The sequence below is a fragment of the Enterobacter sp. Acro-832 genome, assembly GCF_011752745.1.
Classification (GTDB): Bacteria; Pseudomonadota; Gammaproteobacteria; order Enterobacterales; family Enterobacteriaceae; genus Enterobacter; species Enterobacter quasiroggenkampii.
On record NZ_VWWX01000009.1, the window covers coordinates 1 to 9,051 of the forward strand.

The following is a 9,051-nucleotide window of genomic DNA, read 5'->3' on the forward strand; positions in this document are numbered from 1 at the left end:
CGCAAAAACTTTAGTCTCCGCCCCTTTCCTTCCGCCCTTCGCCGTTGCTCCTTTGCCCTTTGCCGCGAGAGAACTCACCAGGGAGATGGACAACCATCACCACAGGAGAAAACCAGGATGCACACACAAAACGTCAACGTCAAAACCGCCGCTCAAGAATCTACCGGAAGATGTGATTCAAACCTCACCACGTCCCAGTTCATGGATCTGTTTTGCTGGGTCCTGGCAGCATCTGAAGGGGAACCACAACCGGCAATTTTTACGCCGCCTGAGAATGCCACTGAGCTGACGTTAATTAATGACGAATGCCCGGATTATATCTCTGTCTGGTTTGTCGATGGTCGTCCGGTGGCAGCTGCAATGCCGCTGGATAATTTTCACCGCGTTATTCCTTCATCACTAACAAAATAATCAGGAGTAAATAAAAATGGTCAGTTTCGCAAGCCGCTATCGTATACCTACCTCGATCCGTAAAGACCGTCCGCTGACGAATGAGGAATTACAGCTCATCGTTCCGAGCGCGTTCTCATCGGATAAACACGATTCACGCTCTGAACGTTATACATATATCCCGACCATAAACATTCTTGATCGTCTACGTGATGAAGGTTTTCAGCCGTATTATGCAACTCAGTCACGTACACGTGACCAGGATAAACGCGACTTTACGAAGCATATGCTTCGCCTGCGTCGTCATGACCAGATTAACGGAAAAGAAGTACCGGAAATTATTCTGCTGAATAGCCATGATGGTTCAAGCAGCTATAAAATGATCCCCGGTATGTTCCGTCAGGTTTGCAGTAATGGTCTGGTTGCATGGAAGGATTTTGGTGAAATCCGCGTACCCCATAAAGGGGATATTGTCGGGCAGGTTATTGAAGGCGCTTACACGGTGCTGAAAACATTTGACGCGGTTGATGAAAACATTGACCTCATGAAAAGCATTCAGCTCACTTTGCCTGAGCAGCGCCTTTTTGGTGCGACCGCCCTGGAACTTAAATACGATGGAAAACCAGCGCCGATTACACCGGAGCAAATTATTAACCCTCGCCGTGTGCTCGACAGAGGCCAGGATTTATGGACCACGTTTAACGTGGTGCAGGAAAATGTGATCCGTGGGGGAATTCGTGGCAGAACGGAAAAAGGGAAGATGACCAGAACGCGGGAAGTCACCGGAATAGATGGTGACATCAAATTAAATCAGGTGCTCTGGAAAATGGCGGAGGAGTTTGCAAAACTGAAGGCCTGAAAATTAAGCCGCTCAACAGAGCGGCTTTTTACTGCCCGCTATGTGATGATGCTGTTTCTGCAATTTTAATATCATGATCCTTTCCCGCAGCTGGCGCGAGACGTTCAGAAAGTAACTTTTTTCGGGCCAGTAATACACGATATATATTTTTGATGTCCTGTGCATAGGCCTTGCGCTGTACAATGAGCTTTTTGCTCGGCCCCGTATTATACATCCCCACGCTGTCCCAGTTTTTTCCGTATGACCGAAAGTTGTGCGCCAGTACCCATGCTCCAGTATAAACACAGATACATGGATCATTTAACAGGCGCTCACGGGTAATATTGGAGTTTTTAAGTTTACCGTAATGGGAACTGTTCACCTGCATACCGCAGACATCTTCCGTTCCATTCCTGTTTGATCCATTTATCGCATCCGGTACCAGATGACTCTCTTTAATCGAAATTGACATAAGCAGCAGCGGATCAATTTGGTAATCTTTTCCGGCCTGATCAAAGCACATCTGCGGAGCTGCGCCAGCAGATAGTGAAAGAGTCAGTAAAACAGCAGGCAGTAACGATATTTTCATGGTTTGGCCTTTTAGCGAAACAAACGGGCTCTGGAGAGGCGCTTTAAAAAATACCCCGGCGGATCGTCGTAATCAAGTAAATTCACTACAAACGCGCGTGAGCGCTCTCCTGAAGGGATTTAACACCTGTCCGAAATAAACATGCCAGAGCGGTAGACGGTATTAACATGCCGCTCTTTACTAACCCTTTAAAACATCACACCCCACGCAAGACTTCGTCTTGCAGATTTTTCCTTTTATTTCAGTGGGATGTTTGTAAGAAATTTGCGCGCTTTTGGAATGTGACCATTTAATGTCGTACATACCGACACTACACTATCGTATAATCCTGATACCTGTTAGTGTCGGTATGTCACACATGTATCGTACAATTGTAGATATGCTTTAATTCCATTGAATTATATATCGCACAGTGTCACACTGTCGCACATCCTAGTGCTGGATTGTACTACTGTATAGAGCGTAAATTCACAGCAGTATCAATCCATTACACCTTTGCGCAGCAATCTGATAATCCACCAACAGGCTATATGTAGTGTCGGTTCCGACACTAACTTAAAACAGGTAAAAAATATGGGAAGAGTCGGCATCTACCTTAAAGATAAAATTGAACGCGAAGTTCGTGATATTGTTCAACAAGACCTGCAAAACGGCGCCAATGCTGGAGAAGCAAACATATCAGCCACCTGCAACGAATTAATCAGGCTTGGACTGCTTGTTTATAAGCGCGATGGCGAGGATGGCAACCATTTTGATATTGAAGGATATCGCAGAGACCTCATAAGAAAAGCAGCCGGCTCACGTGAAGGCACAGTTCTCATTGCAACACTACTCGCTGAAATGTATTTAAAAATGACAGGAAAAGACGGCGAGGGCAGCCTGGAAGATACGCTCGATATGATTATTAGCGGCATAAACACAGCCGAGAACGAAGCGGAAGCAAGGCACTTCATCAACGAAAAAGAATAAATCTGCGAGCCGGACACTCCGGCTCGCATCGATCACTGAGACGATTTTTCATCCCAGGGGAGGTCACTTTTTTCCACCTCTCTTATTTTTTCCTTCAGGAAAACTTCAAACTCCATACAGAGAACTTTAAGTGCCTGAGCATCCTCGTTCTGGTCAAGCAACCTTTCCGTAAAATAGCCCAGCGTATTCATCAGGCGGGTGAGCATTTCGTCATTCAGACTACGGTTATGCACCTTCGCCATTGCCCTGATTTCATCAGCAAGATTCTCGGGAATACGCATGCTATATCCGGTTGTTTTCCCCGGAAGCAAAATCCGCTCACCCTCACGCCACATCCACAACTGTTCCTGCTTGAGTGGGGTTTTAACTTCATCCACAACTTCAGCTGATTCACTATCAAGTAATTTCCCAAGCCACTCCTCGAATCTTACCGCTAGCGCTATGAGCCGCTCACCCTCCGCAGTTTTAATGACTGGCTTACCCGGCTGATAATTTAGCGACAATAAAAGCCTGGCAATAATTTCCTCATTCACACTCCTGTTGCCAGCTCTGGCACATATTCTCAGCTCCATAAGCAAATTATCCGGAGCACGCAATCGCCACTCCACCGCTTCACCTGGCTGGAACTTACGCGGACGGCCGCGACCATCCCACATTTTCTCTTTAACTTTCATAGCTATAGATCCCGGAGGCCATTTCCGAACTTTCTGGTCAACAAAGCCTACTCACTTACATATTCGGATAAATCTGAATGATTCCAAAAAGTGTGACATACGTCACAGTTTTTTTTTTTTAGGGTCATGGGACAATTGCGCCCGCGTAAACAAGCACTTACGCGATTCACTTTTGTTTACTTCGGAGAAAACAAACATGTTAACCAAAGGCAGTGCCCTTAACGTCGGTAAGGGATGGGCGGTAGCGTCTTTATTCCGCAAAGCACGCGAAAATCGCAAAGCTAAATTTTACTTAAAGTCAGCAGGCGCTTTTTTAATTGCACTTATGGTCACTCACCCGGCATTCGCATCCGGTACTGACCTTCTTTCTTCACAGAACACCACGGTTAATTCCACCTTCGGTTCTGGCTCCTCACTGGTTAAATGGTTCTACATCGCCGAAATCATCATGGGCCTGTTTATTTACATTAAGGCCCGCTCACCACTGGTGTTCGTCGGTATCGTTATGGCAATCATCTTTACCCGTGTCGCCTTCGGCATCGCGAGCTAAATGATGAATGGGGAAGGAGATAAATATAACTTCCCGGAAACAATGAACCAGCAGGACCGCTATTTAGGCTTACCGATTGACGAATTGATTGTTACTGCACCCCTTTTAGTTTTGGGGGTGCTTAACAATCTGTCACTCGAACTTGGTGTAATCGCGGGATTCCTCTGGTTTATCGTCAGATATCTGAAAAAAGGGCAGGGGTCATACTGGTTACTTAATTTCTGTTACTGGCACTTGCCATCACTTTTATTCAAAGTAACCTTTCGCCAGATACCTGATTCAAGTTTCCGGCACTGGAGGGCATAGTTTTTCATGAAACTGAATATTAAAGGAGAGCGCGATAAACAACTCCGCTATGCGTTTATTGGTCTTTCAGCTTTAACTTTACTCATGGGCGCCGGGAATGTACTGACAGGGTCACTGGCCTGGTATTTCGCCACAACCCAGAAAACCATCACCACACCATTAACGTTTAACCGCCCATTTGCATCAGATTCTAAAAGTGTCGATGCCACCGGTTTGACACAGTTCGCTGCTTCCTTTATTTACTGGCGACTCAACGTTACCCCGGAAAACATCGAACATAACCAGAAAATGATTCTTGGATTTGTCCCTTCCGCCGAACGGGACGTACTCAAGAAAGCCCTGGACATAGAAACTGAGCGCATCCAGAAAGCGGGCATCACCACCCAGTTCGACACGAAAGAAATTCGCGTCATGGATGATGGCTCCGTGCAGTACAGCGGGGTACTGAAATCCTCCACCACAAACGGCGCAATCATCACGCCACTGAAAGACCAGGAAAAAACCTACCGACTGAAACTGAGCTATGACAACGGTGTGATTAACCTCCACAGATTTGAAGAACTCAGGCCGGTATCTTCCACCAACTGACAGGACTGCCCATGAAATTTCGCATTTCACCGGCAGCTGCTGCTGTGTTTCTGGCAGCGGGATTATTTACCAGCGGCCTCCGGGCCGCTTCCGCACCCGCAGCCATTCCGTTTGAGAACGACGCCGCCTTTAACGTCACCCTCAGCAACACCAACCCGAGCAAGGTTGTTGTCGACGGAGAACTCATTACCAGCATCAGCGGACCAACCGGTGCGTATGACCAGAGCCAGACCGAGGACGGAGCGCTCATTCTGTCTCCGCTTGTCGGCCAGAACTTCACCCTGTTTATCCAGACTGACCGCGGCTCATCGCTGAGCCTGAACGTCAGGCCGCAGCCGGGTAACGGCAAAACACTGCGCTTCACCCCGATGTCACCACCACTTCGCAAGAACGACGATGCGAAGACATGGGAAGAAGGGCAGACCTATGAAAAAACGCTGGTTGCGCTGTCCCGTGCCGTAGTCAATGGCCAGGTACCGGACGACTACCAGGAATACCCGGTCAGCCGGATGCCGGCTTACTCACCCGCCAGTGATGTACGCCTGACACCTGAACGCCAGTTTGTGGGCAACCACCTTCGCGTGGTGCGCTTCCGGATGAGCAACCCGGGCAGCATCACCCGCAGCCTCCGCGAGCGCGATTTCTGGCGCAAGGGCGTCCGGGCCGTAATGCTGTCGCAGAATCAGCTCTACGCTGGCGGTGAGGGGTATGCCTGGATTGTGTTTTCAGATGACGGAGGTGCCCGCCCATGACCATCAGCCTGAATGAAAACCTGAAAACCCGCCGTAAGCAGATTGCCATCCTGGCCGCCGTCATTATTGGCGGCGCAGCTGCAGCAGGCGGCGTAATGTGGTACGGGCAATACCAGCAAAAACAAAAGCAACCCGCACCGGTTGCAACACCAAACCTGACCGGCGTTGTGACCGCGACGTTTAACGAGCAGGTCAACGATGCCGCTCTGACGCAGCAGCAGGCAAAGACCTCCGCTCTTGAGCAAAACCTTGCCACGCTTGCCCAGCAGTTCGCACAGAACAAGCTCACCACCGAGCAAAAGCTGGCCGAAAAGGACGCTGAAATTCAGCGCCTGAACGACCAGCTTACGAAAGCCCCCGGCAGCAACGTGACCACTGGCCAGCAGACACCACCTGCAGGTCCTAACGGAACACCACTCCCCGGTCCCGTTGCTGCCGGCCAGGCCCGACCACCCGAATACAATGTGACCCCCACAGGCACACCGGCCGCCACTGGTGTGAATATGGGACAGGGCGCAGCGTTCTACCCGGGCGGCTCTGGCCAGAGAATGACAGGTGGCCTGTCGACAACAAAGTTCAAATACGAAAGCCTGCAGAAAAAGCCAACTAAATTGCCCTGGATTCCTTCTGGCTCATTCTCTGATGCCGTCCTGATTGAGGGGGCCGACGCGAACGCCAGCGTCACCGGTCAGCAGAATACCAGCCCTGTTACCATCCGCCTGCAGGGCAACATTCAGATGCCCAACAACAAGGAGTTCAACGCTGACGGCTGCTTTATTGTGGGGGAGATGTGGGGCGATATCTCAAGCGAGCGCGGAAACGTCCGCACCCAGTCCATCAGCTGCATCCTGAAAAACGGCAAGCACGTGGACATGGAGTTTCAGGGGCATGTCAGCTTCCAGGGTAAAGGCGGCATTCGCGGCAAGCCCGTTATGCGAAACGGCATGATTGTCGGCTACGCCGGCGCAGCAGGCCTCCTGTCAGGCTTTGGCGAGGGTATCAAATCTGCCGCCACACCATCCGTCGGCCTCGGCGCCACAGCGGATGTCGGTGCGGGTGATGTGTTTAAGCAGGGTATAGGCGGCGGGGCCAGTAAGGCGGCCGATACGCTGAGCCAGTACTGGATTAAACGCGCTGAACAGTACCACCCGGTGATTGATATCGGTGCCGGCAACCAGGTCACAGTCGTGTTCCAGAAGGGTTTCCGCCTTGAAACCATCGAGGACGCCGAGGACGCGAAAGCGAAAGAGGAACTACAGAAAGCCGGCAACGCCGCGCAGAATGCCGTGACCCCGCAACCTGCGAGCCAGACCACGGTATCCAGCACCACCTCAGTCGGCAACATCAATCCTGATGATGTTCTCCGCCAGGCCAGCCAGTTGCGACTCGGTGACACCATCAACTAAGGAGAAGCTGCATATGTTGTTTAAAACCCAGCTGGATGTTATCGAAGAGGACCTGAAGAAATGGCGCGCCGGGAAAAAGCTACATAAGTACCGGCTATTCTGGTGCGCAGCAGTTATACCGGCCAGCTTTGTTCTCTACGGTGTTTTTTATCAGCAGCCTGGTTTTATTTTTATGGGCATGGTTGTCGCCCTCATCTTGTTCGCGGCATCGCCTGGCAGAATGGATGCCCCCAATAGCTGGGAAGGCCGAATTAATCAGGCATTACAGTCCTTTAGCCCGATAGATAAAGACGCGTTCGAAAAATTGTGCCGCACAGTGAATGAGAAGAGGGCAATAGAGCCTGATGATATTGCTGTGTGGCTCAAAGACGAAAAAGAAGCGCGTGCGCTTTTCGAACGTCAGCGAGATGAGCAGCAACGCTACAGCTTCACTAAATGGCTGGATAAACGGGAGTCTGACCAGAAGGCCGAATGTAATGAGGAGGGCAAATGAAACGCACTGCCGCAGTTTTGTTTTTGGCGCTCACACTGGCAATCCCTGGTGCGGTGAATGCGGCGGATACAGTATCGGTTCTCAATACGATGGTAGCAGTGAATGCGGCGAACACAGTATCGGTTCTCAACTCAATGGCAGCCCAAAATCGAAGCAATCAAATTGCCCGATTTGAAGCCCTCGAACATGAAGCCCTGACTCAGCCAGATGCATGGAAAACGTATCACCAGGTGTCTGACTCAGTACCTGGGGACGCACCTACCGAACTGCAAAATCGCTACCGCAGCCTCGCTGTCTCACTAGCAATTAAGGCCGCAATGACCTGTTCTCCAGAAGCCCTCAAGCTCCTTGAGCGTAACGATGTGATTGAGTTTCGTGTACTCCGTTCATCGTTAGTCTCAGCCTGCAGAGCCGCTAAATAAGGAGGTTGGAATGCGTGATGAAGAGCGTAATAACACACTGCTCGCGAAGATGCGGATTCACATTGCTGCATGGGAGGCTCGCCGGCCCACTCCGCAAGAAAATAAGTACATTTTCTTTTGGCTTGCAACCTTCATCGTTGTACTGGTAGCTACGGTTTCAGTGCTCCGCCCGTCATTGTTTGCGCTGTGTTTCCTGATTGCCTGGTTTTTTCTGAGTCAGAAGATATTTATGCGAATTATCCCGCGTTACAACGAAAGCTGGGAGGAGGTATTCGACAGGTTACTTTCTGATTATGAACCCCTGAACCTTTCTGCCTGGGAACACCTGAAGCACCAGGCTGAAACAGAAGGGCTGACGGCCAGAATTGTCAGCAACTGGTATCGTGAGGAAGCCAGGTCTGTCTGGCCAGAAAAGAAACCCGACCTGAAGTTCCTCCATAAAATCACTGACGGTAACGAGAAAATCGGAGAGAAATGAAGCGTACCAGAGCCATTTCATTACTGGTAATAACTGCCGGAGCGACCTGTGTTTCTGTTTACAACCATACTGGAGGGCTCACTGTGTTACTCACCCTGGTGACCATAGGCGCACTAGCTCATGTCATCAACGTCTTCCTGTAATTCATTTCACTGGAGTGTTTATGTCTGCCAACATGGCACGCAACCCATTTCTCAAAATCCTGTATGAGTACCGACACGTCGCTTTTTTGGTGCTTATTTATGCCGCAGAAATGACGGTATGGGCAGTTCTGAATCTGAAGGGACTCGGTGACGAAGACTTTTCCACCTGGCGAATCTTCCTTCTCGTGAGCGTGGGTGTTATCGCCGGCAGTGCGGGAATCTTAGATGATCCCGATGACGGATGGATGGTGTATGCAGGAGCCCTCACGCCCTGGCTCATCGCGCCTTTTGTCGTCATCGTATATGGCTTCATTCAAATGAACCTCCAGTTTCTGTCTATGGAATGGTTCTTTACCTGCGTACTGCTCAGTTTTAGCCTGCAATTTTTGGTCATTTTCCTTAACCGCTTTTCCTTTTAAGCCCTAAATCCACCCCCTTCACACATAACCCTGA

General features: G+C 50.0%; 14 protein-coding genes. 12 read left to right on the forward strand and 2 right to left on the reverse strand.

Going from position 1 to position 9,051, the window contains the following annotated elements:
* The coding region (locus tag F3J31_RS21100) for a hypothetical protein (protein ID WP_240152784.1) at positions 1-411 on the forward strand (411 nt) is incomplete at its 5' end.
* 16 nt (positions 412-427) lie between these two features.
* A complete protein-coding gene (locus F3J31_RS21105; RefSeq protein WP_167215142.1) occupies positions 428-1,249 on the forward strand; it encodes a DUF932 domain-containing protein in 822 nt (273 codons plus the stop codon).
* Positions 1,250-1,277: 28 nt separating this feature from the next.
* Here the strand turns inward: F3J31_RS21105 and F3J31_RS21110 are convergent, their stop codons facing one another.
* The gene (locus tag F3J31_RS21110) at positions 1,278-1,817 is read right to left on the reverse strand and encodes a lytic transglycosylase domain-containing protein (RefSeq protein ID WP_167215145.1); all 540 of its coding nucleotides are present in this window, start codon (positions 1,815-1,817) and stop codon (positions 1,278-1,280) included.
* Positions 1,818-2,390: 573 nt separating this feature from the next.
* On the opposite strand from F3J31_RS21110, the gene F3J31_RS21115 reads away from it, so the two are divergent.
* Positions 2,391-2,786: a conjugal transfer protein gene (locus F3J31_RS21115; RefSeq protein ID WP_059310835.1), complete on the forward strand. Its 396-nt coding sequence runs from the start codon at positions 2,391-2,393 to the stop codon at positions 2,784-2,786.
* Positions 2,787-2,818: 32 nt separating this feature from the next.
* Here F3J31_RS21115 and F3J31_RS21120 read toward each other — a convergent pair whose 3' ends face one another.
* Positions 2,819-3,460, reverse strand: coding sequence for an Arc family DNA-binding protein (locus F3J31_RS21120; protein WP_167215148.1), 642 nt, complete (start codon positions 3,458-3,460; stop codon positions 2,819-2,821).
* Between the two features lie 196 nt (positions 3,461-3,656).
* Between F3J31_RS21120 and F3J31_RS21125 the strand changes: the two genes are divergently transcribed.
* From F3J31_RS21125 to F3J31_RS21165, 9 genes are all read left to right on the forward strand, one after another.
* Complete coding sequence (locus tag F3J31_RS21125) at positions 3,657-4,010, forward strand: type IV conjugative transfer system pilin TraA (protein ID WP_032645467.1); 354 nt, start codon at positions 3,657-3,659, stop codon at positions 4,008-4,010.
* Between the two features lie 3 nt (positions 4,011-4,013).
* Entirely contained in the window at positions 4,014-4,316 is a 303-nt protein-coding gene (gene traL / locus F3J31_RS21130) for a type IV conjugative transfer system protein TraL (RefSeq protein WP_167215503.1), read from the forward strand.
* Between the two features lie 6 nt (positions 4,317-4,322).
* Positions 4,323-4,904 (forward strand): TraE/TraK family type IV conjugative transfer system protein, encoded by a 582-nt coding sequence (locus tag F3J31_RS21135; protein ID WP_167215150.1) that lies wholly within the window; start codon positions 4,323-4,325, stop codon positions 4,902-4,904.
* A gap of 11 nt (positions 4,905-4,915) precedes the next feature.
* Positions 4,916-5,656 carry a type-F conjugative transfer system secretin TraK gene (gene traK, locus F3J31_RS21140; protein ID WP_167215153.1) on the forward strand — a complete coding sequence of 247 codons (741 nt, stop codon included), beginning with the start codon at positions 4,916-4,918 and terminating at the stop codon, positions 5,654-5,656.
* Positions 5,657-5,658: 2 nt separating this feature from the next.
* Positions 5,659-7,062, forward strand: a complete 1,404-nt coding sequence (gene traB / locus F3J31_RS21145) for an F-type conjugal transfer pilus assembly protein TraB (RefSeq protein WP_167215506.1) — start codon at positions 5,659-5,661, stop codon at positions 7,060-7,062.
* 13 nt (positions 7,063-7,075) lie between these two features.
* Positions 7,076-7,555 (forward strand): hypothetical protein, encoded by a 480-nt coding sequence (locus tag F3J31_RS21150; protein ID WP_167215155.1) that lies wholly within the window; start codon positions 7,076-7,078, stop codon positions 7,553-7,555.
* Positions 7,552-7,977, forward strand: coding sequence for a hypothetical protein (locus tag F3J31_RS21155; protein ID WP_167215158.1), 426 nt, complete (start codon positions 7,552-7,554; stop codon positions 7,975-7,977). The genes F3J31_RS21150 and F3J31_RS21155 overlap by 4 nt, the downstream gene beginning before the upstream one ends.
* 10 nt (positions 7,978-7,987) lie before the next feature.
* Positions 7,988-8,455, forward strand: coding sequence for a hypothetical protein (locus F3J31_RS21160; protein WP_167215161.1), 468 nt, complete (start codon positions 7,988-7,990; stop codon positions 8,453-8,455).
* Between the two features lie 163 nt (positions 8,456-8,618).
* Positions 8,619-9,017: a hypothetical protein gene (locus F3J31_RS21165; RefSeq protein WP_167215164.1), complete on the forward strand. Its 399-nt coding sequence runs from the start codon at positions 8,619-8,621 to the stop codon at positions 9,015-9,017.
* Positions 9,018-9,051 lie beyond the last annotated feature (34 nt).